Below are 26955 nucleotides of genomic sequence, written 5' to 3'. Positions count from 1 at the left end.
ATTTTTCTCAAAAAGTCCTTTTACTCATGTCTTCCTCCCATTATTTTGAGCCTTGGCTCAATTTCAAAACGCCTGTTGTTAGGCAATTGGCATTTGCAATTGCCAGTCCCAACCTTATTCACCATTTTCCAGAAGAAATTACCTCCAGCCGTACCATTGATCTCCATGACGATCAGGCATGGCAGGATTACTATGCTGCCTATCAGCCCCGTCTCCATGATTTAGATCATCACCCGCAGGAATTAATTGCATTTTTGTCAAAAATTAAAAGTACCCGACTCGGTTTAAGATTTGAAGCATTACTATGGTTCTGGTTACAGGATGCTCAAAATCATTATTTCGAGTTATTAGGACATAGCATTCAAAGTCATTGCGGTGGAAAAACGCTGGGAGAAATCGATTTTTTATTAAAAAATAAAATGAATCATCGTATTGAACACTGGGAAGTCTGTTTAAAATATTATTTGGCTGCACCCGATTTAAGTTTAAATCAATGGGTTGGTTTAAATCCACAAGATACTTTTGTACATAAACTCAATCATCTTACTCAAAAGCAATTTCAGTTTGATCATGCACTCGGTTATCCGATTGAAGATCGCTATGCCATTGTTAAAGGTCAACTCTATTTACCTCCGCATCATGCCAATATTCCAAGTTGGTTAAACTGCGCTCGTCAGTTGGGAAAATGGCTAGATCATATTCCTGATAATGGCAAATGGCGACGGTTGTATAGACAGGAGTGGCTATGCCCTTTCCAGGAAATTCATCATAGCGATATAGATTTAATTCGCTGGTGGACAGACGGATTATATTATGACGCCGCACAAAATCATTTTTTAATGCTACGGTTAGCAAACCGTAAATCACTTTTTAATATAAAAGTATAGTGACATTTGCATAAAACCTGTGTTTTACACAGTAAAGCAACAAGATATAACCTATTCTTCACTGAAAAATCGCATTAAATCAAGCATTCTAATCATGTCCTAGACAAATCCGCATAACAAACAAATATTGAAATATATGGAGTAAGCTGATGAAGAAAATGCTAGCAACTTTCGCAATTCTATCTGCTGTTGTAATTACTGGTTGTAACACATTTAAAGGTGTTGGAGAAGACGTTTCAAAAGCTGGTGATAAAGTTTCACAAGCTGCAACGGATACTCAGAAAAAACTGTAATCTACATGTGATCTAGTAATCTTTGATAACATCGTAGATGCATTACCCCTTACATTCATTGTAAGGGGTATTTTTTTATGCAGTTTTCGTTATTTCCAGCTTAAAATTGTTATACTATTACAATAATTCATTATATATAGCCTTTCTCCATGCAACATTCAGATACGCTTGCTTTAAGTTTAGAACTCCTCAAACAGCCTTCCGTTACACCTGTAGATCACCATTGCCAAACCATCATTGCAGATCGATTGACTCAGATCGGTTTTGAGATTGAACCCATGCGTTTTGAAGATGTCGATAATTTATGGGCACGCAAAGGCACCACATCACCTCTCTTTTGTTTTGCAGGACATACCGATGTTGTCCCGACCGGAAAACTGGAAGCATGGGATTCTGCGCCGTTTGAACCGGAAATCCGAGATCAAAAATTATATGGACGTGGCAGTGCAGACATGAAAACTGCATTGGCCGCAATGGTAGTCGCAACTGAACGCTTTGTCGCAAAATATCCAGATCATCAAGGTTCCATCGCCTATTTAATTACCTCTGATGAGGAAGGCCCTTCAATTAATGGCACAGTGAAGGTAGTCGAAACACTAGAAGCACGACAAGAAAAAATCACCTGGTGTTTAGTGGGTGAACCTTCTAGCACCAATGAATTGGGCGATATTATCAAAAATGGTCGTCGTGGTTCGCTCAATGGCGTATTAACGGTACAAGGCAAACAAGGGCATGTCGCATATCCTCATCTGGCGCGCAATCCAATCCATCTGGCGACAAGTGCACTGGACACACTGTGCAAAGAAGTATGGGACAATGGCAATGAATACTTTCCTGCCACCAGTTTCCAGATTTCCAATATTCAGGCAGGAACTGGTGCAACCAATGTCATTCCAGATACATTAACAGTGACATTTAACTTTCGCTATTCTACCGAAGTCACATCAGATGTCTTGCAACAACGTGTGTATGCTATTTTAGATCAATACCAACTGGATTATCATATTGACTGGACTTTATCGGGACTGCCATTTTTAACCCCTGTGGGCGAATTGGTTAATGCAGCGAAACAGGCAATTGAAACCATAACAGGCAGACAAACCACGCTTTCCACTAGTGGCGGTACTTCTGATGGTCGTTTTATTGCACCCACAGGCGCACAGGTGATTGAACTCGGTGTATTAAATGCCACAATCCATCAGATCAATGAGCATGTTAATGTCAATGATCTGGAACCATTAGCCGAAATCTATGAACAGATCCTAATCAACTTACTCACTTAATAGAATTTGTTTTAAAGCGCTTGCTGGTAGTATCAATACACCAGCAAGTTTTTATTTAGTTTTAGCCCTGAAACAAATCTTTTTGAATATTGCTTAAATGTGGAATTTGATATTGTTGCTCATCCACTTTAACGTATTGATAAACAAATTTTGGTGTTTCCCTCTCCACATCCAATACCCCTGAAATACGCAAGCGCATACTCTCCGGCATTGCATCACATAGGATCGCAAAACGTGTCGACTCATCTTCCCCCTCAATCACCAGTGCAGTCACTTCATGTAGCTCTGGACGGTGCACTATATACGTAGGCAGATGCTTATCATGCCACTCAACCTCATTCACATTTGCCGGCACATTCATTGCGGATAGCACCATATTCTGTGGTAAAAGGATTGCTGCATCGCCGTACGCAGGAATGACATAAGCTTCGATAAACCCTGTCGATGTCGCAATCAGACGCTGAATCTGTTCCTGTGTTAAATCCAGTGCTGAATCATGCACAATATCCTGTTGCATTATCGGCTCCTTTCAAATAAATCTTTTAAATTAAAAAACTTTTTCCATACCCAAAATTTTATGGATATTGTCCAGAAGTTCTGCTTCCTGGAAAGGTTTGCCCATATAATCATTTACACCCAGACTAAAGGCATGTTCACGATGTTTTTCACCAGTACGTGAAGTAATCATGATGATGGGTAAATGCTTGTGTTGTGAATCATGACGGATGTAATTTGCCACTTCAAAACCGTCCATACGTGGCATTTCAATATCCAATAGCATCAAGTCTGGTGTAATCGATGCCAGTTTTTCTATCGCTTCTACACCATCTTTAGCCGTCACAACATCAAAGCCATTACGTTCTAGCAAGCGTGATGTCACTTTACGTACAGTCACCGAATCATCGACTACCATCACGGTTCTACGAGATGCTCGAATTTCCGCAGGCTGTTGCACAATCTGTTCAACCCGATGTGCCCGGGCAGTAGTCAATACCAGTCGTGCAATATTCTGTCCGTCCAGAATCAGACAGACACGACCATCGGCAAGAATGGTTGCACCGCCGACTGAACCGACAGATGACATTTGCTTACCAATAGGTTTAATTACAATTTGCGCACGAGAACCGACCAGTTGATCCACTTGTAATGCAACCGAACGACCAGCACTATTAAAAATAATTACCGGGACGGATGAACCCATATTATTAAATACAGGTTTTGCTTGTCCGGTCACAAACTCACCGACATAACGTAAGCGATAAGAAGTCTGATCCAGTTCAAACTGTTCAGCCTTGCTGTCGTAATATTCGGCCAATGCCACTGGTGATACCCGAACAATACGTTCAATTTGTGCAAGGGGTAAAGCAAATTGCTGCTCACCTACCCGGACCATCAAGGCATCACTAACTGCCACAGTGGTTGGTACGCGTATGGTAAATTCTGTCCCTTTGCCCAATTCCGAATTGACACTGACATGACCACCCAGTGATTTGATCTCACTTTGTACCACATCAAGACCGACACCACGTCCAGAAATTTGCGTGACTTTTTGAGCAGTGGTTAATCCGGAATGGAAGATATATTGCATCAGATCGACATCACTGATCTGTACACCCGCTGTAATCAGGCCATTTTGCTCTGCTTTCTGTTTGACTGCGGCGACATCAATGCCGTGACCATCATCAGAAAAAATGATTAGAATATCATTCGCTTCACGGGCGATATTTAAATTGATATGCCCTGTTGTAGATTTACCCAACTGTTTACGGGTTTCCGGATCTTCAATCCCATGGTCAATTGCATTACGCAACATATGTTCAAGTGGAGAAACCAGACGTTCCAGAATATTACGGTCCAACTCGCCTTCGGTATTCTCGATATTCAACTCAACTGGTCGATTGAGCTGGGTGGAAGTCTGACGTACTAAACGCTGTAACCGTGGTAACAGGCGGGTAAATGGTACCAGACGTGTCCCCATTAAACTTTGCTGTAATTCATTCTGGATACGGGATTGCTGTAACAGCAGATTCTCTGTATCACGAATTTTTTCCGACAATGTGGTTTTAAAATCAATTAAATCCGATGCAGATTCCGCCAGTGACTTTGACAACTGGTTCAATGCCGAATATTGGTCCATTTCCAGTGGATCAAACTCACCATAACGCTGACCGGTTATTTCATGTTTCACCAGAATTTGTGTTTCCAACTCACCTTCCATTCGACGCAGCTGATCCGCAAGACGCTGAATGGCAAGTTCCATTTCAGATAAGGTAAAATTCATTTGTCCCAAATCCAGTTCGATACGGGAACGGTTAATGGCACTTTCACCAGAGAGATCAATCATTTTTTCAACCAGATCGGCAGAAATACGGATTTGTTCCTGTGCTTGGGTTTCATGATTCTTCTCAACTTCTGCATACATCGGTGGTGGTGTCGAACCATCGCCTTGTACCACGTCATATTGTGCAACCGTAGCAAAATCAATCGTTTCACTGCCCAACTCTTCATCGGCAGGCAACTGTGAATCCTGATATTTAATCGCTTGCAAACGCGCTTTTAACTCACTTGCACCATCAAAGCTGCCATTTAAAATGGCATGATACAACCACGCTTGCGCCTGTTGAATCAAATGATCATAGCGTTCTGAGGCAAATTGATGAATTGAAAACCGCTCAAATACTGTTTCAAGTTGATATGCAATATCAGCAACCAACTGTTCATGCACAACGCGGGAATTGCCTTTCAAGGTATGATATGCACGTTGTAAGGTCAGCAAGATCCTACGGTTATTACGATCATTACGCCATTGCTCGAATACGGTTTCGCCTTGTTTCAGCAATTCCTGTGCTTCTTCGATATAGCTTTCTACAATAACAATTTTTTCTTCGTCACCTTCGGCAATTGCATGTGCGAGTAGTGGTGGAATCGTAGAATTAACCGTATCGCTTGTTACTTCAGACGATAACAAGGCTGTTTCAGCGCTATGCTGATCCTGAGTTTCAACGGAAACTGGTTCTACAACATCAGAGTTAACAGATTCAGACAATTCTGAAATAGGTTGAGCAGCATCTGTAATCGTATTTTCTGCTGCTGTATCCGTATTACTCTCAATGACTTGTTCACCAACCTCAGATTGGTCATGTTGCACCAATGACTGGATACCCAAATCGGCAACTATTTCACCTGCCGCAATCCGATGTAAATCGGCAATTAAAGCAGGATTTGCTTCATCAATGGACTGATCACGTAATTTTTGCAGTCTAATGGCAATATCATCTTGTACGTAACGAATCGTTTGCATGACTTGCGTAGAAGGTGAAACTTGCCCATTCAGTACACGTTCATAAATATTTTCCAGTTCATGTGCAATCTCACCAAGATGGCTTGCCTGCACCATATTTGCCCCACCTTTTAAGGTATGCAAATAGCGAAACAGATTTTTTAAAAGTTGTGTATTTTCCGGGTTCTGCTGCCACGCATTGAAATCAGTATCCATTGCCGCAACCAGTTCATCAGACTCTTCCAGAAAGATGGCCAGTAACTCATCATCAAAACCTTGTGGTTCAGACATGGGTTCGACATCTTGTTGCTCATCTTGCGATGTGGCAACCTGATGCGCCTGATCTAAAGTAGCAGCCTGTTGAACAGAAAGATCAGGTTCAACCCATTCAAAATCAATCACATGCTGCTGTGCAGTAGATTGATCCTGATCGGATTCCTGCGCTTGATCCTGAACAGAATCCACATGATCGGACAATACAGATAGAGCTGTCTGATCTACCATGATTTCATTTGCATCGTCATGCACAATAATCTGTGGAGCCTGTAAACTAGACTGTGCAGCATGAGAAATCGCCCTTAAACTGGCGATCAGATCAGGATTATCCTCATCAATGGCATGATCACGTAATTGTTGCAACCGTGCAGCAATCTCATCTTGTGCATATCGTATGCTTTGTATCGCTGTTATAGAAGGCTGAATCCGACCATTTAAGATGCGTTCATAAATGCTCTCCAGCTCATGTGCAATCTCACCCAGATGCGTAGCCTGAATCATATTTGCACCACCTTTTAAGGTATGCAAATAACGAAAGAGATCTTTCAAAACCTGTGTATTTTCCGGATTTTGTTCCCATAAATTGAAATCTGCATCCATTGCAGCCACAAGCTCATAGGATTCTTCCAGAAAAATATCCAGCAATTCGGCATCAAATACTATATTGGCATGTTGTGTCTGTATATGATCACGACTTTCGATATCAGCATGTTCTGTATCAATACCTTGTAATGCAGTATCTTTAGATAAAGTACTGTCATATGAAACGTTTGCAGGCAATACATTGTCCGTTAAGACTAGAGAGCGATGAGGTATATCAACTTCCTGAATTTCTGACAGGACTTGCTCAAACTCGGCTTCAACCAAATGGGTAATAGCAACATTTTGACCTGATGCCAGGCCATCAAAAGCATCAATCAGATATTGATGTAAAGCCTGAACTTTTTTGAATAAGTCCAAATGTTGTTGTACGGAAATTTTTTGATTTAATAGAGCGTGATAACACTGGTCTAAATATTGGGTAACTTTGCGTAATGACTCTGTTTGCTTGGCATAGAGATGCGTTTGCAAAATTTCAGCTTGCTCTAATAAGCTGATCAAATAACCCATCAAACCAGCTTCAGCTTCTTCGACAAAAGCAAACTCGGCATCAAGTAAATCATTAATACCTAAATCCAGAAGCTTAGAAACCAGTCCTTGTGTATTTTTATCATTGTTATCAATACCATAATCAGCTTCAAACAAGGCAAAAGTATGTGCAAAAGCCTCATCCAGCAAGGCCAATTGATCAGATGTCTTATCGTCAGACAGCACACCAATATAGGCATTCACATATTCATGATATTCAAGTAATAGCTGTTTTTCTGCATTTAATTGTGGATATCGATCCTGATCAATATGTTTAAAGACATTTTCGACATTGCTACTGGCTACAAAAATCGAATCGACACCCACCATGCCAGAACTACCACGAATTGTATGTACAGCCCGAATCAACTGGTTAAACTCTTCCACACTAGGTTCATGCTGCAAATGCCAGAAACTGGAAATAATCTGTAGATGTTCTGCACTTTCTTCCAGAAAGATTTCTAGTGTTTGATCTTCTACGCTTTCAACATCACCTATGCTTTCAAAATTTTCTATATTTTCAATTTCTACAAGATAATTGGTTTCTTCTATATTTTCAGTACGTTCTGTCTCTTCTACGAGTTCAAGATTGTCAAGCTCTACTGGACTTGCAATAGTTTCCTCAACCTCAGACTGTGATGTGTCAGATTCGAATACACTTTCACCAATATTTTCAACTAGAGTATCTTGGGCTTGATAATACTCAATAGTGAAACGTAATGCAGGTTCAACTTCCTGCATATCTCGTAAGCGATTTGCTGTCACAATCCATGATCGAATATCAATCTGATGACCCTCACCGTTTTCAAAATCCAGCACCAGTATTTTATATAAGATCGCAACAGAATAAACCAGTTCCTGTACGTCCTTATTAAGTGAGATCACCCCTGCCATTACACGATTTAACATCTCCTCCACCGCCCAGGCCAGTTCAGCGGACGATAAGGCACCAGCCATCCGACCAGAGCCTTTTAAGGTATGATAAGAACGACGTATATCGGTCAGAATTATCTGATTTGATGGATTATCAAGCCACTGCGGCAAAACAGAATCCAGAAACTCGATAATTTCCTGTACTTCTTCAATAAAAATTTCACGAATTTCTGGATCCTGATCTTTCAATTGATCAGTGGGAAGCTCAATATGACTAATTAATTCTTTTAAAACTTCGTTCATAAGCTTTGCTTCTTCTATACCATCAAATGCTGTGTGAACAATAAATTTTCAAACTAAATCTTTCTATTTCAATCTGAAAATCCATTTGTTGTTCGTATGCGCAAATACATTTTATTCAATAAAAGTTGGTTATCTTCCGATGTAATCAACTGATTACATCGGATAGCAAGTTACATATTTTCAGGTAACTTAAAGTCGGTCACCGATTCACGTAAAGCCTCAGCCATATGTGAAAGCTCGGTAACAGAACGCGCCGCTTCCATGGTAGATGATGTGGTCTGTATGGTAATGTCTTGGACCACATTCATGGTTTGCGAAATGTGACTTGCAGAACCTGCCTGTTCACGTGCCGCATCTGAAATGTTTTGAATCAGGCTTGCCAATGTTCCCGATACATTTTGAATCTCATCCAGTGCAATACCTGCATCTTTGGCAAGTGTAGTCCCTCTTACCACTTCGGTAGTGGTTAATTCCATCGAGGTCACCGCTTCATTGGTATCCGTTTGAATTGTTTTCACCAGTGACTCAATCTGTTTGGTTGCAGTTGCAGAACGCTCTGCAAGACGTTGCACCTCATCAGCAACCACCGCAAAACCACGACCTGCTTCCCCTGCCATTGAGGCCTGAATCGCAGCATTCAATGCGAGGATGTTGGTTTGGTCTGCAATATCGTTAATCAGTGAGACAATATTACCAATTTCCTGAGAAGATTCACCCAGACGTTTAATACGTTTTGACGTTTCCTGAATCTGTTCACGAATGGTATCCATCCCTTCAATAGTACGATTTACCACATTTGCACCATTGGTTGCGATATTAACCGAGCGTTTAGCAACTTCGGCAGATTCCAGTGAGTTTGCCGATACCTGATCAATTGAGATCGCCATTTGACTGATCGCAGCAGAAGCACCCGCAATTTCCTGTGCATTGTGTTCAGACGCTTCTGACAATTGCATGGTAATGTGTTGGGTTTCCTGTGAGTATTTTGCCACTTCTTCTGAGGTGGTATTGATACGGGAAACCAGATCACGTAACTGGTCAATCGCAAAGTTAATCGAGTCGGCAATTGCACCGGTAAAGTCTTCGGATACCGTTGCATATGAACGTAAATCACCATCAGCCAAATCAGCAATTTCATCCAATAATCGTAAAATCGCATTTTGGTTACGATCATATTCTTCCTGCAAGCCTAATACGCGTTGCTGGTCGGCTTTGTTACGCAAGTTAAGTAACTTATACACCGCAAATGCCGCTGCTAATACAGTAATCGCCAATAGAATCGACAACAGTGTTACATAAGAATGGGTTTCTTCTGCAAGCGAATTTAAGGTTTCCAGTAACTCGTCAGATTGACTAAATATTTTTGCCGAGGCCTGACGCACTTCCAGCAGCGGTGCAGAGTTCACCAACACATTGACTGCGGCACTTTTTAAGACTTGATCATATTCGGTTTGAATACCTTCAAGAATTTGGCGCATTTTAGGATCGCCAATACGTTCTACACCATTTTCTGCACTGCCATTAAGCTGACCGTTTAAATAGGTACCGAATGTTTCTGTATCGGTACTAAAGTTATCGGCATATTCAACAGAATTTTCATTCCCCGTCAATACTGTATTAATCGAGCGTAAAATACGTTCAGCCAAATAGACCTGATTTTTCGCCAAGGCAACTTGTGAGGCAGAATAACCAGCACGTGTCATTTCATCGACCAGCAAGTTATATTCAGATTGCATTCCCGGTATCGCTTCGGTAATTTGCAGGCCTAAACCTTGTAGCGTACTGATGGTTTTTTGACGTTTTACAATTAAATCGATGTTGCTATTGGTAATCTTCCAGTCCGCCACCAGCTTCTGGATTTTCTCATCATTACCATGGATATTGACAACGGTATCCAGTGCTTGAGTGAATTGAGTCTGGTTCTGTTTTAACGTGTTAACGATTTTTTCATCACCCTGCACAGCCGCTTCTGCGGACTGTTTTGAGATTTGCTGCGACAGTAAACGCAAGTCTCCGATATTACGGGTTAAGGTCGTTTCGCGACTGTTCGACCAGAGCACCGCAAAGAACAAGATGATCGATACCAGTAATGAAACAAATAACAAACCCAGATAACGAATCGCTTGCTGTCGATCCCCACCAAAGAACGAGGCAAGTTGATCTAATAATTTTCCTGCTTTATTAAATGCAGGATTGCGAGACCGCCCCTGATTACTTTTGTTTTTTCCTAGCCCCAAGCCCATGCAAGCTCTCCCCCTAAATACCTTAATAATTTAGCAAAACTGCTATGACTATAATGATGGATTCATAAAACGTTGACTATTGAGCAAATCTCTTAGCATAAATACATGCCAGGGTTTGTTCTGATGAATAAAATGACCCTGACAAAATTCCTTAAAAGGCTCAGACAACGCATCAGATTTTTTAAAATAGCTTTGCGTATTAAAATGCTGAATCCCGAAAACCTGATCGACAATGACCCCACAATAATATTCAGAATGAGACAAACACAAAATTTTACTGGTCGGTTTAATCTCTATGGCAGAATTTGCAATAAAAGCCGATAAATCTGTAATAGACAGCAATCGTCCACGTAGATTTGCAACACCACAAGACCAGACTTTGGTTCTTGGAATGGGTGTCCACTCCGGCAGATAAATCACTTCGGCAACATCACCCAGCGGCGCAACAAAATATTTACCCAATATCTCAAATGCAACACCGGACCATCTTGATTGCGGATCAATCAGACTGACTTGTCTTTTTTTACCTCGATCTGCCAAGCGAAGAAGTTCAATAAATCCCTTAGCTGCCATGACTTAATTCACATTCAAATAGCTATTGATGGTTTCAATCAGCTTGTTTTCATCCACAGGTTTGACCAAATAATCTTTGGCACCTTGACGTTTTCCCCATAGGCGATCTGTGGCCTGATCTTTGGTACTGACAATCACCACCGGAATATGTTGGGTCTCTGGTGAACGGGTAATCTGACGGGTTGCCTGAAATCCATTTACACCCGGCATCACCACATCCATAAGGATGAGATCCGGCTGTTCCGTTTTTGCAAGTGTGACGCCATCTGCACCATTGCTTGCTTCAATCGTGCTAAAACCATGTTTCGTTAAAATTTCTTTAAAACGAAATGTTTCGGTTGGGGAGTCATCGATAATTAAGATGCTAGCCATACAAAGATCCTTATTCTAAATTGTATAAACGCCCGTTCTTGTACTTACAGTGCCACGTGATTCTTAATTGCTTCAAATAACTCTTCTTTACTAAACGGTTTAGTTAGATACTGCTCTGAACCCACAATCTTGCCTTTTGCTTGATCGAACAAGCCATCCTTACTTGATAGCATAATCACTGGGATATTCTGATAATTTTGATTATTTTTAATCAATGCACAGGTCTGGTAACCATCTAAACGCGGCATCATGATGTCTGCAAAAATAATATCTGGATTAGTTTCGGCAATTTTTGCCAAAGCATCAAAACCATCAATTGCTGTTACAACCTGACACCCCTCACGTTGCAACAATGTTTCCGCAGTACGACGAATCGTTTTTGAATCGTCTATAATCATTACTTTTAAATTGCGAAGTTTGTCTTCCATTTTACTCGGGATCCCAAAACAAATTCATATCGTATTGAATACATCAACACTATATTTTATTCTTCTTTTTTAACATAGATACCCTGCTTTTCCAATCAAACTTTGCCACTTCACAAAAAATATATTGTGATGAAAATCACAATAAAATCAATTAGTATGCTTAGGCTAAAGGATTGAAAATTGAGTATTTTTGTCGAGTATTGATTTCATAGGCAACCAGCCTGCCGCCCCAGACACAACCGCCATCCAGCGCAACAATATGCGGATGTATTTCTTTGGCCTCTAATGCTGCCCAATGACCAAATAATATGTCATGCGTTTTTGTGATCTGACTTTCAAAAATAAACCAAGGTTTAAAACCTTGCGGCATCGGATCATCGAGACTTTCCTTAAACTCAAAATCCAGATGACCGGCCTGATTAATAATCCGCATGCGAGTTAAATAATTGACAATCACACGTAATCGTTCAGTTCCTTTTAAATCATCTGACCAAATATCTGGTTTGGCACCAAACATCTCAAGCAAAAAATGATCCAGTGTCTCCAGATCTGACTGCAACACCTGCTCAACTTCTTGGGCAAATTGTCTGACTTGAGCCAGTGACCAAATATGTGGAATACCTGCATGGGTCAGCACAGCATGCGAATTAATTTCAATCAATAAAGGTTGATGACGTAACCAGTCGATCAAGTCACTGCCATCAATGGCATCAAAAATTGGCTGAGTCTGATCTTTTTCCTTTACTTTTTTAAAACCACGACCAGTCGCAATCAGTGTTAAATCATGATTACCCAATACTGTCGCAGCAGCGCCCTGATCACACAGTTTTTTAACAAAACGCAGACAGGAAAGTGAGTCCTCTCCTCTTGCCACCAGATCACCCGTAAAATAAATAAAATCCTGTGAAGGATCAAACTGAATCTCTTTGAGTAAGGCCTTTAATGCGGCAAAACAGCCCTGTAAATCGCCAATCACATAGGTATGACGAAATTTTTTAACATCAGTGTTCATCTAAAATAACTCTGTGCATGCATCAGATAAAGCAACGAATTGGGTCAAAGACAAAGTTTCTGGTCGTGCCATCGGATCTACTCCTGCCTGTGCAAATCCGGCCTCATCCAATTTACCTTTCAAACTATTACGTAATGTTTTACGACGCTGGGTAAACACATGTGCGACCAGTGCTGCCAGATTTTTCTCACTTTTCGCAATAATCGGTTTATCCAGATAAGGTTCTAAACGGAATACCGCACTGGTGACTTTGGGCGGAGGATTAAATGCACCGGCTGGTACTTCAAATAAATAGGTTGCCTTACAATAATACTGCAACATGACAGAAAGACGACCATACTCTTTGCTGTTGGGTGAAGCGGTAATACGTTCAACCACTTCTTTCTGCAACATAAAGTGCATGTCCTGTACCACTTTTCCCTGTTGTACCAGATGGAAAAGCAGTGGTGTAGAAATGTTATAAGGTAGATTTCCAACCACTCGCAAAGGCTTTTCTGTTGCCAGACTGGAAAAATCGAACTTAAGTGCGTCCGCTTCGACAATGCTCAACCGCTCTGGATGTAGGACACGATTCGGTAGACCCGCAGCCAAGTCACGATCCAGTTCAACCACCGTCAGCTGATCAACTTCTGCAATCAGCGGTGAGGTTAATGCCGCCAGACCCGGTCCAATTTCCACCACGTTATCATCGCGTCTCGGATTGACTGCACGTACAATTTTTTCGATTACACGCTGATCATGCAAAAAGTTCTGACCAAAACGTTTTCGTGCCTGATGCCCTTCGTCTTTTGGGTTTAGGGCATTAATTTGATACATGCAATTCTTCCTAATGTGGTTTATTCAATTTACTAAAATCTATGCAGATTGGGCCATCTGTAAAGCCAGATCCGTTGCGACCATCAAACTTGAGCTTTTTGCCAGTCCTGTTCCAGCCAGACTTAAGGCCGTACCATGATCAACTGAGGTACGAATAAAAGGCAAGCCTAGTGTAATATTGATCGCTTCACCAAAGCCCTGTGATTTTAACACAGGCAGGCCCTGATCGTGATACATCGCCAATACCGCATCGGCATGCTGCAAATGCTCAGGGGTAAATAAGGTATCCGCCGGCATCGCATCACTGATGTTTATGCCTTGCTGTTGATAGCGATGCAATACAGGATTAATCACCTTGATTTCTTCATCACCCAAATAGCCATCCTCACCGGCATGTGGGTTTAAACCACAAACCAAAATTCTAGGATCGGAAATTTTAAATTTGCTTTGCAAATCATGGATTAATATATCAATCACCTGCGTCAGACGCTGTTCGGTAATGGCATCTGCCACGTTACGCAGCGGCAAATGTGTCGTCGCCAAGGCAACCCGTAAATTCTTGGTGGCAAGCATCATCACCACACGGGCAACGCCGGCTTTTTCCTGAAAGAATTCGGTATGTCCACTAAATGCCAGACCTGCATCATTGATGACCGATTTTTGTACCGGTGCAGTCACAATACCAGCACTTTTGTTTTGTAATGCCATATTAGCTGCCAAAGCCAACTGACGAATCACATAATCTGCATTATGTGCATCGAGTTGTCCAAGGGTCACTGCAACATTGAGAGGAATATGCTGTACATATAATTGCCCGACAGCACTTGCCTCGGTTTGTCCGACATAGTCAACCAACTCTACCGCTTTGGCCAAGTGCTCGGCGCGTTGTTGTAATAACTGACGATCTGCCAGTACCACAAGCGGTCGCTGATCAACACGCCCTGCCAGATCAAGACAAATATCAGGACCTATTCCAGCAGGTTCGCCACTGGTGACATATAAAGGCAATTTTGCATTCATCGCATTTCAATTTATTCAGGATATTGTAGTATTGTCGCAAGAATTACAGCAAAGCTAAAGTTTTTATATTCATGTTTGATCAAGTACTTGCTATTCCTTATCAAAAAATTTCGTTTGCCAATGATATCAGCATCACAATCAAGCGACTTGATCTGGTTCACCCCAATATTTCCGGCAACAAATTTTTTAAACTCAAATATAATTTGCTGGCTGCCAGACAGCTAGGATATAACCGGCTCTTGAGTTTTGGCGGTGCATATTCTAATCATATTTTTGCGCTTGCCCATGCTGCATATGAATATGGCTTTCACAGTATCGGTGTGATTCGAGGACAAGAGTTACAGCATCAAAGTTTAAATGCCACATTAGCAACAGCAAAAAAATTGGGCATGCAACTGGAATTTATCTCGCGGCAGGATTATCGACTAAAACATACAGCAGAATTTTTACAACAACTACAACAGCGTTATCCCGATGCCTATATCATTCCCGAAGGCGGAAGCAATGCTTTGGCCGTTCAAGGCTGTGAGGAAATTTTAACGGAGTATGATCGAGAAAATTTTGATGTAATTTGTTGTGCAGTAGGAACAGGCGGCACGATTTCCGGCCTAATCAATCGCAGTTCTACACAGCAACATGTGATTGGATTTTCTGCCTTAAAAGGTGATTTTTTAAAAGCAGAAATCCAGCAATGGACCACGAAAAATAACTGGTCTGTTTATTCTGAAGAAACTTTCAGTGGATATGGCAAATTTAATACAACACTTACAGATTTTATTGCCGAAATTCAACAGCAATATGATGTACCGTTAGAACCCATCTACACTGGCAAGGCTTTCTATCAACTCTACAAAATGATGCAGGACAATCATTTCCCTGCATCAACGCGGATTTTATTTATTCATACAGGCGGCTTGCAGGCTTTTGCAGCAAGTCATTAAAACCAGCCATTACCAATCGGTTTATTGTCCAAAAATACAACCAAACCTTTTACAATACGATAAATAAACCAGACACTAACGACAAATACCACAAGATAGCCAATTAAAATCAGCATTAGGACAAAGCCAATAATGCCACCCAATAAGGTGTACCAAAAAGTCTTGATTTGCCAGTCAAAATGGCTTTGTAACCATGTTTCCTGCACTTCTTCACGTTTAATATAATTCATGATAATGGCGACAATACTGGTAATGCCCACCACGATACTCAATGCATAGAGAATATAAATCACCAATGTATATTGCCGTAATGATTCATGATTAGAGAAATCAGGATTAGTTTGATGAATGTTGTTATTAATTGTCATGATAGCAGCACTTTTTTTGATAATAATTATTATTTTTATAGCATATTTCCCATTACAATCCTATATGATTTTCTACACTTTCATGCCGAGGAAACGTATAATTTAGCGTTTTATCCTGCGAGCTCGGCATGTCTAACACTTTTTTTGATGTCATTATTGTTGGAGCTGGTGCAGCCGGATTAATGTGTGCCGCACAGGCAGGCAAACGGGGACGCAAAGTTTTAGTCTTGGAAAAAGCCAATAAAATCGGTAAAAAAATTCTGATGTCCGGCGGTGGAAAATGTAATTTTACCAATCTCTCAGTCGAAGCAGAAAATTATATCTGTCACAATCCGCATTTTGTCATTTCCGCACTCTCCCGTTATACAAACTGGGATTTTATCGGCATGGTTTGCGATTATGGTATTGCTTACGAAGAACGTGATTTGGGCAAACTATTTACCCTTGATGGCGCAAAACATATTTTGGAGATGCTACTCGATCAATGTCAGCAAACACAAAACGTTGATATTCAAGTACAAGCCGAAGTACACCAGGTTGAAAAATTAGACGCTTCTTTTCAGATCAGCAGCAATATTGGTCAATTTCAATGTGAATCACTGGTCATTGCCAGTGGTGGTTTATCGATTCCAAGTCTGGGCGGTTCAGGTATTGGCTATCAGATTGCAAAACAGTTTGGACACCATGTCTATCCAACACGGGCAGGTTTGGTACCTTTTACTTTTAGTGATCAGTTTAAGGAAACCACAGCAAAACTCAGTGGTAATGCGATTGATGTAACCTTGAGTAATGATCAAACCAGTTTTAATGAAGCCCTACTCTTTACCCATCGTGGTCTAAGCGGCCCCAGTAGTTTGCAACTGTCTAATTATTGGGATGTTGGACAAGCCTTCCAGATTAACTTTTCACCCAAACTCGAGGTCTTTGATTTTTTACTGCATAAAAAACAGCAACAACCGAAAGTCTTATTACGTACTTTATTAAATGAATTTTTACCCAAAAGTGTGGTGCTGGAATTACAGCACTGGATCTGGCAAAAATATAGTGAAATACACATTGGTCAACTGAGTGATGCGATTTTGCAAGATATTGCTAAGCAGCTACAGGGCTTTACTGTCAAACCGTCTGGCACGGAAGGTTATCGTACAGCCGAAGTGACTTTAGGCGGTGTAAGTGCCGATGAGGTATCCTCGAAAACCATGCAAAGTAAAAAACAACACGGCTTATACTTTATTGGTGAAGTACTGGATGTCACAGGACATTTGGGTGGCTACAACTTTCAGTGGGCATGGTCATCGGGATTTGTTGCTGGTGAAGTGGTATAGCCCGTCATCAGTGGTTTGCATTTTCAATAAAGGTTTCCTCATGTTCCTGTTTTGTATCACGATAAAACACAAATTTTATCGCAGAACCGATAAAAAAGATCATTGTCCCGACAATCAATGCTGGGATAAATTTCACATTTGGACGATATTTCATGCCAATTCTCACAATTTAATGAACACTTGATCATTGTAAATATTTGATCAAATTTTAGCCTTAAAAATTGTCTAACAACTTACATAACGATATATATTAGACACAATAATCGTTGAGAAAAAGGGTTCAAATGGCAAGCGTAACTGCATAAAAAATAGGCTAAATTTTCTATGAATGAAATATTAAAACTCTTCGTGAAAGAACAAATTGCTAAAAGAAACGAAGATGATTATAGGCAAGGTCCGAGTAAAAGTTAGTCTCCATAGTAGACTATCTAAAACATGTTATCTCAAGATGTCTCACCGTATGTTTTATTTAAAATTTTAGCTAATATAAGTCCTGATTCAAATAGTAAACACATTGGGATTGCCAGCAAAAGCATACTTAATGCGTCAGGCGGTGTTATAAACATTGATATGAAAAAAAATCCTACGATAATGAATCTACGTTTCTTTTTTAAAGAATTTATATGAATAATATTAAGTGTCGTTAATGCCAACACAAGTAGAGGAATCTCAAAAATAATACCAAAAACCAATAATAGCTTTATACAGAAACTAAAATAACTATAAATATCTGTCATAGGCAATACGGAATCAGGAGACATCATTATGAAAAAGTGTAAAACTGATGGCAATGTTATATAAAATGCAAAAATATTACCAAAATAAAAAAGCACCAATCCTAAACTACAAAAAATAGAAAGCAACTTTTTTTCATGATTATATAGCGCTGATTTTAAATAATTCCAAATCAAACACATTATTAATGGAGCAACCAATAGCAAGCCAACATATGCCGTAAGCAACATTGGAACTAAAAATGTTGTGGTAACTTCTGTAGCAATAATATGTGCATTCTTAGGTAGTATTTCCTGTAGAGGTGCAGATAAAATATTATATAAAGATTTTGCAAATGGTAATAGACACAAGAATACTATAATAAAAACAGTAATACATTGAATAAAAAATTTACGTAAGTCTTGAATATGATCCCAAAAACTCACTTCCTTATATTTACTTACTGTTATCATTTTATGCTACCTTTTTAACCTTCTGAAGATTTATTTTATAAAAAAATAAATGATAGTTTGTAGGTGCATAAATATTAATTTCAAGTGGAGTATATATAAAATCTATATTTTCACTATCATTTTTTTGATGTTTAATAAATTCTTCTATAGATTGGAACCTATCATGGAGCTTATCTTCTAGTTCTTTAATTTTTTGCATTTCTTCTTGAAGCTGACTTTGTAATTCAAATAATTTTAATTCTTTATCAATATCATTTTGAACATTCATCATCATTAACTTTAATTTTCTATATGAATTTAAAAACATTCTTATACCTTCCGGTAGTCTAGTTGGCCCAAGTATAATTACGGTAATTATGATAAAAACTAATAATTCACCTAAGCCAACATTAAACATATAGAAACCTATTTATAACTTTGATTGATCTTTTTTATTTTCAGGAAGGTTTTTTTCATCCTCTTGGATTGATTTACGAAAATCTTTAACTGCACCGCCCACATCCTTACCAAGATTTTTTAACTTGGAGGTACCAAATAATAAAATAACTACTATTAGAAAAATTAAAACGTGCCAAATAGATAACCCAGCCATATTCATTGTCTCCTTTAATTCTTTTGTCCACGAACTTCAACTAAATGTGATAATGCTAATAGTTGTGAATCTGTGTTCTGAGCACCAACAACAGATAAACCTACAGGACAATTATCTAAAATACCGACTGGTAAATTCATTTGAGGTAATCCTGCAAATCCAGCAGGACACAGCATTTCTAGCATTTTTGCTCGAAAAGTATTTAAATCCGCTTCTGATGTATCTATTCTCGGCGCAATCCCGGGGACAGTTGGATAAATTAAAATTGTTCCATTTGCCAGCAAACTAGATAATTTTTTTGTGACATTTAATCTTAGCTTCTGAGCCTCTATTACTTGCTCAGTTTTGACTTGTTTTGCAGCCTTAAATCGATCACTAATTCCGGGTCCAAATTGAGGATTATTTTGTTCTACCCAAGAACCTAATTCTCGCCAAATTTCACTTGATTGAATTGTACTAAAAGCTTTGCCCCACTGTTTTAAATCATCATTCTTGCCTAGTTCTATATGCTCTATTGGAATGTTGAGTTTTTTTTGTAATGTATCTAGTCCATATTGAACTGCTCCTGAAACATCTGCACCTGCTGCTTTCCAAATATCATCTGCTAATAGAATTTTCTTAGGTTTTACTGTTCTTTCTACACCAAATAGCACATGCCCTACAGTTTCAAAAGTAGTAGTATCTCGACTGAACCAGCCAACGGTATCAAAGGAGGGCGCCAGCGGAACCACACCTTCCAATGAAATACGACCATGTGTTGGTCTTAAGCCAAATAGTCCTGAAAAAGATGCTGGCACACGTATAGACCCCCCCGTATCAGTACCTAATGCAAAATCAACAACTTTTCCAGATACCGCTGAAGCAGAACCACTTGATGATCCACCTGGGATTCGATTTGGTGCATTTTTATTAATAGGGATTCCATACTGTGCGTTTTTTCCCATAAGGCTCCAAGCCAGTTCATCCATATGTGTTTTCCCCACAAGGGTTGCACCGGCAGCCAATAGTAGATTAACTACAGGTGCTGAAGACTTTTCAATACCATGTGTCTTTAACCAATCTGGATTCCCAGCACCTGTAGGGTATCCAATTAAGTGAAAATTGTCCTTTATTGCAAAAGTTTTACCATGCAATGGACCTTTATTTGTTGTTTTTAAATGAATTTTACCATAATTCATAAATGCACCTAATGGGTCATTAGGATCATTAGCCACATCATTAATATTATAATTATTCAATTGTATGTTACCTGTACCTATTGCTTTAGCAATAGAAGGTAAGGCAGATAAAGCAACTAGGCCTAAAGTAGATTTCTTTAAGAACTCACGGCGATTCATTTTAATCCTATTCTGTTAATTAAAAAACTCCTGTCAATTTAAGCAAGGAATATACCAAATATTATTTTGCCAACTTTGAATTTTTTCTGTCATTTAAGATTGGCTAATAATTCAGCAATAACGATTTAAAGTTAGAATAAATCTAAAAAATTTATTATCAATTATCAGGGTTTATTAAAATTTAATGTTTGCTGTGAAAAATGAGAAAAATTATGCTTAGATAAGGCAAGCATCCTAACCAATATATTTATATTGACAAGCTGATTAACGCAATATAGATCTACAAAAATAGAATAAACAATTCTTTATTTTTAACTCAAATTTAATATGTGACTACGTCTCAATACGCTCTAGTATTAAATTTCACACAGCTAATATCAATGGATCCTATTACTTAAATAAGAAAAGCCACCGAAGTGGCTTTTATCTCAAAACTTAAATCTGCTGATTTTAAGCGCAGCGATTAAAGTTTGTGTTGGTCATCCTCTGGATGCAGATTAATGTCTGCAACACCTGTCGGTAAATTTACCGCTGCGTTTGAATCAGTTGCAGGTGTAATCGGATTAGGTTGATTGGCCTCTTTTTCGGCTTTATCAATCAGTTTAGTTAACAAACGTTCTGCTGGTTGACGACCACCCAGACCAAAGGCCAGTGCAAACGCCACAGCGACACCACCAAGTGTTAAACCAAATGCAAGGTTGACGATAGAATCGGCAATGCCCATGGCACGCAAGCCCATGGCAATAACCAGTCCCATAATCAAAATACGGACCAAATTACCCAACCAGCGCGAACTGTTATATTCGCCACGTTGAACCACATTGGCAACCGTATTGGCTAACCAGAAACCAATCACCAGAATCACAGCACCTAACAGAATGTTTGCACCAAACTGGATAAACATACTGATCAAAGCACTGACCTGACCAAAGTCCAGTCGATTCGCTGCTTCGGCAGTGGCAAACAGCATAGTGAAGAACACAATCAAAAATCCGATAAAGCTGGAAATTTTTTGTTCACCCAAAAAGCGCTGTACATCCAGTTTTGCAGGAATATTATCAATGCCTGTACCTGCAAGTAATTCTGCCACCAACTGCCCGACAAAACGTGCAACCACATAGGCAATAATCAGAATAATTGCAGCGCCTAAAATATTAGGAATGGCGACAAGAATTTGATTCAACATGGAGGTTGCAGGTTGAGAAATCGACTCTACGCCAAGTGCATCAAATGCAATAATCAATGCAGTGATGATGACCACAGTGAATACGAAAGACCCTAATAATTTTGGCAAATTGGTTTGTTTAAATACACCAATTTTTTCGGCTTGTGTTTGCAATCCCAGACTATTGGCCAAGCCTTCCACGATACCACGCACGATTTTGGCAAGAATATAACCGGCAAAAACAATGATACCGGCAATAAAGAGATTCGGAATAAATGAAACCGCTTCCGTTACCATCACCTGTACTGGTGCAAGTAAACCATTTAAGCCAAGGATCGACAGCACAATCGGTAAAAATATTAATAAAATTAACCAATAACTAATTTCAGCAATATTTTTGCTTAAAGGTGCAACGCCTACATCCTGACTGAGCTTTTCATCAAGTTGTGTGCGGGCAAGTGCCTTGTTTAAACCTGCACGTACCAGTGTCGCCACAAGCCAACCAACCAAACTCACAATTGCAGCCGCAATTAAAGTTGGAATGAATGCCAGAACTTCACCCACCATATTGGCAAACGGTGCACTGACCGAATGTAGATTCAGTACATTTAAACCCGCAACAATGGCAATGATCAAAATAAACCAGAATATAATTCTGGCAAAAATTTGCTCGATATCTGTACCTGTTTGCGTTGACTGATTAAGCTTTTGATTGAGATGAATTTTTTCCAGTAGCTTTTTAATTCCTCCAGAAATTAATAAAGCTGCAATCCAACCGACAATAAAGATGGCAATGGCACCTAATATTGGATGGAATTGATCCCAAAAGTAGTAAAAATCAAGACGTTGTCCTGCTTGATTAAAGCCAAAGTGCTCATTCATACCAGTATTCCCCTTATAATTTTACTTTTAAATTACCCGTACTATACGTGTAACTTATTTTGACGATAGAGACAGCTCTGTGCTTTTTCTCTAATTGAATCATTATCTTTACTTGACTTTTACATCAAATGAAAGATTATTAAACATATGTATTTCTTGACTATTGCTCCTGTTGTTGATTATTTTGCTGTGCCGGTAATTCCATCGGATTGGGTTTGATATTCACCAACATAATGATTAAACAAATGAGGAAAAATAGAGCAACTGCTATCCCAATATATTTAACACGTTTAGTTTTTTCTTTTGGGCTTAACTCTTCGGGATCATTGCCAGGTTGTTGTGAAGTCATAGCATATTACTCCTTGTAATTTGTATATTTTTTATGCTAACAAAGCAAGCTAAGTGTATGTGTTTTAAAATGTATCGTTTTGGCTAACTTTGTATGGCTATAGTATGTTGACAATTTATAAAGGAAATATTCACAATTATATTTTTAGCTTGAAGTTTGCCAATTGGCATCTATAATAGTTGACCCTTTTTTATTGGTGTTGCCGTATATGGCTTATCGCCTGATCCCCGTTAGTTTATCTCTTGCGACCGATGTTAGTCATCAATGCTGGTTGCATAAGACACGTGACCAACATCTTGTCGGCATTGTTAAATTTTCCAAACCTGACTCCGAATTGACTTGGGGGGATATTGAATATTGTCGTCGCCGTATCGAGGAGTTTTCATTGATGCCATTTCCAGAATGCGTCAATGCCATGATTATTGATATTCATGATTTTAATGCATTTATTGATAATGATCTGGTGCTTACCCCGTGGCGCTTACAGGAAGAAGATTGTCTGATACGCCTTGTCGTTGCGCCCGATCAGATGGAATCTTACGCCAGCATTTTTGATCCGACTTGGTTATGTAGCGATGTCAATCATGCCATCAAGGAAATTCGTGAATTTATGGATATGTTTGTTCATTAATTCTTGTCGAGAATACTTAAAATTAAATTTATTAGATTGAAAACCAAAATAAAAGCAAAAGAATTATAGTACTACCGTACAATCCCGCTGCCCATTGTGCTGGCACCACATTAAGATCGACATGCTTGCTATACGTCCAGCACAAATATAATGAAACGATAAAGAAACCGACGCTATACACGCCAGCAGCTATTAAAATAAAAATAAAGACGACTGCTCTGGACAGTGCAGGCCATCCACCCTGATAGGGAAAAATAAGATTAAGCAGAATCGCTATAATCACCCATCCCAAACCTACAAAAAATGCTTTAAGAGGGATCAATCCGATTTTCTTTGCTGCTGTATCATTCATTTACACCTCACAACACGATATACGACCGTCGAGATATAAGGTTTAGATTTAAGTTTGTGTAAATAAACGTCAGTTCTGGATAAAAGCACTTGTTTTATATAGATAAAATTAATTTCAATGAAAGAATCACGACGGAGTCTTATATTATAGGCTCATATATCTGGTTTAACCTTGGGTTCGACCTGAGAGCTATAGCTCGCAAGGCTTTCGGGATGAGTGGTATAACCACGCAAGGGCAAAACCATTTGTCCGCTGCAAACTCGGTCAAATACCGCTAAAAAAACAAATTAATTGAAAAACATTATCTTGCAGACAACTTACTAACCTCGGACAAGCAGCGGACACTGCTACGAAATCGATTTTTTCTACTCATCTTATCCCGAATTCACGTTAAATAAGATGATAATGCACAGGCATAAATCGTCTGCCAACCACTTAATTTTTTCAGAAAAATAGCTTTAATCTCTCTATTAGCAATTTATCGATTACCAATAGTTTTCTACAGCAATATTACCCACGCCACGGCGGTTCATGATCAAGCCTCTGCATTTCAGTGCTTCTTTGGTATCTTCTACCATTTGCGGATTACCGCACAGCATGACATGACTACTTTCGACATTAAATTTTAAATCGGCTTCCTGTTCCAAATCACCCGATTCGATTAATTTCGGTAATCGATGATTGAGTTTGGCAAAAGGATCACGGGTAATGATCGGTAAAAAACAAAATTCTGCACCATTCTCACCAAAAGTGTTTTGAATTTCATTTATTCGATCGACATAGGCCAGCTCTTGCTGAGTACGCACACTATAAGCCAAAACAATATAACGATATTTTTGCCATGTTTCAAAATCCTGTAACATGGAAATGAACGGAGCTAAACCGGTTCCTGTCGCCAGCAACCATAAATCGTGTGGTGCAGGTTCCTGATAACGTGCTAGGGTTAAAAATCCATAAGGAATTTTTTCCAGATAAATTTGATCACCCGGTTTTAAATATTGTAATTGTGAAGTGAATGCACCATCAGGCACAACGATAGAAAAAAACTCTAAAGTCTCATCAAAAGGTGATGACACAATGGAATATGCCCGTACAATCAGTTCCCCTTCGACCTGAATCCCGATCCGTGCAAATTGTCCCGCAGAAAAACGAAAAGCGGATGGCCGCGTCATGGTGAAACTAAATAAATTTGCTGTCCATCTTTTGACAGAAAGTACGGTTTCTAAAGTATATTTTTCCTCAGACATGGTAACTTCGTGGCATACTGTAAAGCACTCATGTTAGCATGACTCAAAGATTCACTCACTATTTTAATTTAAGAGCCTGATTATGCGTATGACGCTTCGCCAATTGGCTGTATTTGTTGCAGTCGCACAAGAGGGAACGGTAACACGTGCCAGTGATGCTGTTCGACTGACCCAGAGTGCAGCGAGTATGGCCTTATCGGATCTGGAAGATGGTTTAGGTTCACCGCTGTTTGATCGTCAGGGTAAACGTCTACAACTCAATGATCTTGGACGTTATTTATTACCACAGGCATTGGAAATTCTTGGACGTTGCGAAGCCTTTGAACAAGCCGCAAAAGGTGAATTACAAGGGATAGATTTGCGTCTGGGTGCGACTTTAACCATTAGTGATTATTTAATTCCAGATCTAATGGCAAACTTTTTATTGCAGCAGCCTCAGGCACATTTACAGCTTCAGGTCGGCAATACCCGGCAAATTATAGAAGCAGTCAGTCAATTCCAGCTCGATTTGGCCTTGATTGAAGGCTCTTGCCATTTACCGCAACTCCAGTGTATTCACTGGCAAGATGATGAATTGGCAGTGTGCTGTGCGCCCTCACATCCGTTGGCACAATTACAACGTAAACTTAGTATTGATGATTTTAAAGACGTAGAATGGATTTTGCGGGAAGAAGGTTCGGGAACTCGGGAAGTATTTGATCATGCCATTTTGCAGGATCTACCCGATGCCAATATTCGTCTTACACTGGGCCATAATGAGGCGATTTTAAAAATTGTGGCAGGTGGAATTGGCATTGCATGTATTTCCAAGCTGGCGATTGCCCCACTTGCTGAAAAAAATCAGGTTGTTATTTTGGATACCCCATTTTGGCAGTTAACCCGTCCCTTATTTATGCTGGTACATCGTCAAAAATATCAGGGACCCGGGCTTAAGGCATTTATGCAATTTTGTGAAGATCAAGTAAAAAAAGAAGCTTAATTGCTTCTTTCTTTAAACGTTAAGTGCTATTTATTTTAAAAATTATTTCTGCACACTACCAAAAATCTTGTCACCTGCATCCCCAAGACCTGGAATGATATAACCATTTTCATTGAGGCGATCATCGATAGATGCTGTATAGATTCGCACATCTGGATGGGCATTTTCTACACGCTGAATACCTTCTGGCGCAGCAACCAAAACCATGACCCGAATATCCTTACAACCACCAGCTTTTAATACATCAATCGCTGCCACCAGTGAACTGCCAGTTGCCAGCATAGGATCAATGATCATGGCAATACGATTGCAGACATCCGGAACCAGTTTTTTATAATAAGTACGTGCTTCCAGTGTTTCTTCATCACGCTCCAGCCCCAGTACACTCACCTTTGCACTTGGAATCAGGTTAAGCACACCGTCCAACATCCCAATGCCGGCACGTAAGATGGGTACAACTGTAATTTTTTTGCCGGCAATACGCTCTGAATGCACTTTTCCAGCCCAGCCATCAATCACATGGTCTTCCAGTTGTAAATCTTTGGTGGCTTCATAGGTCAGTAACATCGTGACTTCTTGTGCCAACTCTCTAAAATTCTTGGTACTAATATCAGAGCGACGTAATAAACCAAGTTTATGACGAATCAATGGATGGCGAATTTCTTGTATCGGCACAGGACGTTACCTTAAATTTAAATCAAAACGCTATTATAGGGATTTTTTAATCTGATCACCAAGGTTTTAACCTGAAATATGCCGAGATTATGTTTAATGAATTAATTTTAATCGACGCCCGAATTATTGAGGAATCAT

27 protein-coding genes are annotated in these 26955 nt (G+C 39.6%); 7 read left to right on the top strand and 20 right to left on the bottom strand.

From position 1 onward, the window contains the following. The first annotated feature begins 26 nt into the window (after positions 1-26). From CRO21_RS09620 to dapE, 3 genes are all read left to right on the top strand, one after another. Complete coding sequence (locus tag CRO21_RS09620) at positions 27-887, top strand: DUF1853 family protein (protein WP_097079099.1); 861 nt, start codon at positions 27-29, stop codon at positions 885-887. Positions 888-1036: 149 nt separating this feature from the next. Continuing rightward, a complete protein-coding gene (locus CRO21_RS09615; RefSeq protein WP_087621623.1) occupies positions 1037-1180 on the top strand; it encodes an entericidin A/B family lipoprotein in 144 nt (47 codons plus the stop codon). A 149-nt stretch (positions 1181-1329) separates the two neighbouring features. Next, complete coding sequence (gene dapE / locus CRO21_RS09610; RefSeq protein ID WP_097079098.1) at positions 1330-2463, top strand: succinyl-diaminopimelate desuccinylase; 1134 nt, start codon at positions 1330-1332, stop codon at positions 2461-2463. Positions 2464-2524: 61 nt separating this feature from the next. Here the strand turns inward: dapE and CRO21_RS09605 are convergent, their stop codons facing one another. From CRO21_RS09605 to pdxA, 9 genes are all read right to left on the bottom strand, one after another. Next, positions 2525-2980 carry a hypothetical protein gene (locus CRO21_RS09605; protein WP_097079097.1) on the bottom strand — a complete coding sequence of 152 codons (456 nt, stop codon included), beginning with the start codon at positions 2978-2980 and terminating at the stop codon, positions 2525-2527. A gap of 30 nt (positions 2981-3010) precedes the next feature. Beyond that, a complete protein-coding gene (locus CRO21_RS09600; protein WP_097079096.1) occupies positions 3011-8323 on the bottom strand; it encodes a hybrid sensor histidine kinase/response regulator in 5313 nt (1770 codons plus the stop codon). A gap of 170 nt (positions 8324-8493) precedes the next feature. Continuing rightward, the gene (locus tag CRO21_RS09595; RefSeq protein WP_097079095.1) at positions 8494-10566 is read right to left on the bottom strand and encodes a methyl-accepting chemotaxis protein; all 2073 of its coding nucleotides are present in this window, start codon (positions 10564-10566) and stop codon (positions 8494-8496) included. Positions 10567-10614: 48 nt separating this feature from the next. Then, a complete protein-coding gene (locus CRO21_RS09590) occupies positions 10615-11139 on the bottom strand; it encodes a chemotaxis protein CheW (protein WP_097079094.1) in 525 nt (174 codons plus the stop codon). Positions 11140-11142: 3 nt separating this feature from the next. Further along, positions 11143-11511 (bottom strand): response regulator, encoded by a 369-nt coding sequence (locus CRO21_RS09585; RefSeq protein WP_097079093.1) that lies wholly within the window; start codon positions 11509-11511, stop codon positions 11143-11145. A 44-nt stretch (positions 11512-11555) separates the two neighbouring features. Continuing rightward, positions 11556-11939, bottom strand: coding sequence for a twitching motility response regulator PilG (gene pilG, locus CRO21_RS09580; RefSeq protein WP_097079092.1), 384 nt, complete (start codon positions 11937-11939; stop codon positions 11556-11558). A gap of 160 nt (positions 11940-12099) precedes the next feature. Next, positions 12100-12951: a symmetrical bis(5'-nucleosyl)-tetraphosphatase gene (locus tag CRO21_RS09575; protein ID WP_097079091.1), complete on the bottom strand. Its 852-nt coding sequence runs from the start codon at positions 12949-12951 to the stop codon at positions 12100-12102. Next, positions 12952-13767 (bottom strand): 16S rRNA (adenine(1518)-N(6)/adenine(1519)-N(6))-dimethyltransferase RsmA, encoded by an 816-nt coding sequence (gene rsmA / locus CRO21_RS09570; protein WP_097079090.1) that lies wholly within the window; start codon positions 13765-13767, stop codon positions 12952-12954. A 39-nt stretch (positions 13768-13806) separates the two neighbouring features. Beyond that, a complete protein-coding gene (gene pdxA, locus CRO21_RS09565; RefSeq protein WP_097079089.1) occupies positions 13807-14787 on the bottom strand; it encodes a 4-hydroxythreonine-4-phosphate dehydrogenase PdxA in 981 nt (326 codons plus the stop codon). Between the two features lie 71 nt (positions 14788-14858). On the opposite strand from pdxA, the gene CRO21_RS09560 reads away from it, so the two are divergent. Further along, positions 14859-15728 carry a 1-aminocyclopropane-1-carboxylate deaminase/D-cysteine desulfhydrase gene (locus CRO21_RS09560; protein ID WP_097079088.1) on the top strand — a complete coding sequence of 290 codons (870 nt, stop codon included), beginning with the start codon at positions 14859-14861 and terminating at the stop codon, positions 15726-15728. Here the strand turns inward: CRO21_RS09560 and CRO21_RS09555 are convergent. After that, the gene (locus tag CRO21_RS09555; protein WP_097079087.1) at positions 15725-16096 is read right to left on the bottom strand and encodes a DUF4870 family protein; all 372 of its coding nucleotides are present in this window, start codon (positions 16094-16096) and stop codon (positions 15725-15727) included. The genes CRO21_RS09560 and CRO21_RS09555 overlap by 4 nt on opposite strands. Before the next feature lie 128 nt (positions 16097-16224). On the opposite strand from CRO21_RS09555, the gene CRO21_RS09550 reads away from it, so the two are divergent. Then, positions 16225-17421, top strand: a complete 1197-nt coding sequence (locus tag CRO21_RS09550) for a BaiN/RdsA family NAD(P)/FAD-dependent oxidoreductase (protein WP_097079086.1) — start codon at positions 16225-16227, stop codon at positions 17419-17421. 7 nt (positions 17422-17428) lie between these two features. Here CRO21_RS09550 and CRO21_RS17565 read toward each other — a convergent pair whose 3' ends face one another. The 7 genes from CRO21_RS17565 to CRO21_RS09520 form a co-directional block, all read right to left on the bottom strand. Then, the gene (locus tag CRO21_RS17565; protein WP_171294022.1) at positions 17429-17575 is read right to left on the bottom strand and encodes a hypothetical protein; all 147 of its coding nucleotides are present in this window, start codon (positions 17573-17575) and stop codon (positions 17429-17431) included. Between the two features lie 289 nt (positions 17576-17864). Then, on the bottom strand, positions 17865-18608 hold the full coding sequence (tatC, locus tag CRO21_RS09545) for a twin-arginine translocase subunit TatC (protein WP_097079085.1): 744 nt from the start codon (positions 18606-18608) through the stop codon (positions 17865-17867). A gap of 1 nt (position 18609) precedes the next feature. Then, the gene (gene tatB, locus CRO21_RS09540) at positions 18610-19005 is read right to left on the bottom strand and encodes a Sec-independent protein translocase protein TatB (protein ID WP_097079084.1); all 396 of its coding nucleotides are present in this window, start codon (positions 19003-19005) and stop codon (positions 18610-18612) included. A gap of 12 nt (positions 19006-19017) precedes the next feature. Then, positions 19018-19200 carry a Sec-independent protein translocase subunit TatA gene (locus CRO21_RS09535; RefSeq protein ID WP_097079083.1) on the bottom strand — a complete coding sequence of 61 codons (183 nt, stop codon included), beginning with the start codon at positions 19198-19200 and terminating at the stop codon, positions 19018-19020. Positions 19201-19214: 14 nt separating this feature from the next. Continuing rightward, entirely contained in the window at positions 19215-20537 is a 1323-nt protein-coding gene (locus CRO21_RS09530) for an amidase (RefSeq protein ID WP_097079082.1), read from the bottom strand. 463 nt (positions 20538-21000) lie between these two features. After that, positions 21001-22584 carry a mechanosensitive ion channel gene (locus tag CRO21_RS09525; RefSeq protein ID WP_097079081.1) on the bottom strand — a complete coding sequence of 528 codons (1584 nt, stop codon included), beginning with the start codon at positions 22582-22584 and terminating at the stop codon, positions 21001-21003. 160 nt (positions 22585-22744) lie between these two features. Then, positions 22745-22933 carry a hypothetical protein gene (locus CRO21_RS09520; RefSeq protein ID WP_097079080.1) on the bottom strand — a complete coding sequence of 63 codons (189 nt, stop codon included), beginning with the start codon at positions 22931-22933 and terminating at the stop codon, positions 22745-22747. A 208-nt stretch (positions 22934-23141) separates the two neighbouring features. On the opposite strand from CRO21_RS09520, the gene CRO21_RS09515 reads away from it, so the two are divergent. Beyond that, positions 23142-23564 (top strand): hypothetical protein, encoded by a 423-nt coding sequence (locus CRO21_RS09515; RefSeq protein ID WP_097079079.1) that lies wholly within the window; start codon positions 23142-23144, stop codon positions 23562-23564. Positions 23565-23595: 31 nt separating this feature from the next. Here the strand turns inward: CRO21_RS09515 and CRO21_RS09510 are convergent, their stop codons facing one another. Both CRO21_RS09510 and CRO21_RS09505 read right to left on the bottom strand, forming a co-directional pair. Continuing rightward, a complete protein-coding gene (locus tag CRO21_RS09510) occupies positions 23596-23916 on the bottom strand; it encodes a hypothetical protein (protein ID WP_097079078.1) in 321 nt (106 codons plus the stop codon). A gap of 485 nt (positions 23917-24401) precedes the next feature. Next, a complete protein-coding gene (locus tag CRO21_RS09505; RefSeq protein ID WP_097079077.1) occupies positions 24402-25163 on the bottom strand; it encodes a ferredoxin--NADP reductase in 762 nt (253 codons plus the stop codon). An 82-nt stretch (positions 25164-25245) separates the two neighbouring features. Between CRO21_RS09505 and gigC the strand changes: the two genes are divergently transcribed. Next, positions 25246-26142 carry a LysR family transcriptional regulator GigC gene (gigC, locus tag CRO21_RS09500; RefSeq protein ID WP_097079076.1) on the top strand — a complete coding sequence of 299 codons (897 nt, stop codon included), beginning with the start codon at positions 25246-25248 and terminating at the stop codon, positions 26140-26142. 42 nt (positions 26143-26184) lie between these two features. Here gigC and upp read toward each other — a convergent pair whose 3' ends face one another. Continuing rightward, positions 26185-26817, bottom strand: coding sequence for a uracil phosphoribosyltransferase (gene upp, locus CRO21_RS09495; protein WP_097079075.1), 633 nt, complete (start codon positions 26815-26817; stop codon positions 26185-26187). Between the last annotated feature and the right edge of the window lie 138 nt (positions 26818-26955).

Source organism: Acinetobacter puyangensis (genome assembly GCF_900096995.1).
GTDB lineage: Bacteria > Pseudomonadota > Gammaproteobacteria > Pseudomonadales > Moraxellaceae > Acinetobacter > Acinetobacter puyangensis.
This window is presented reverse-complemented; position numbering and strand designations above follow the sequence as displayed.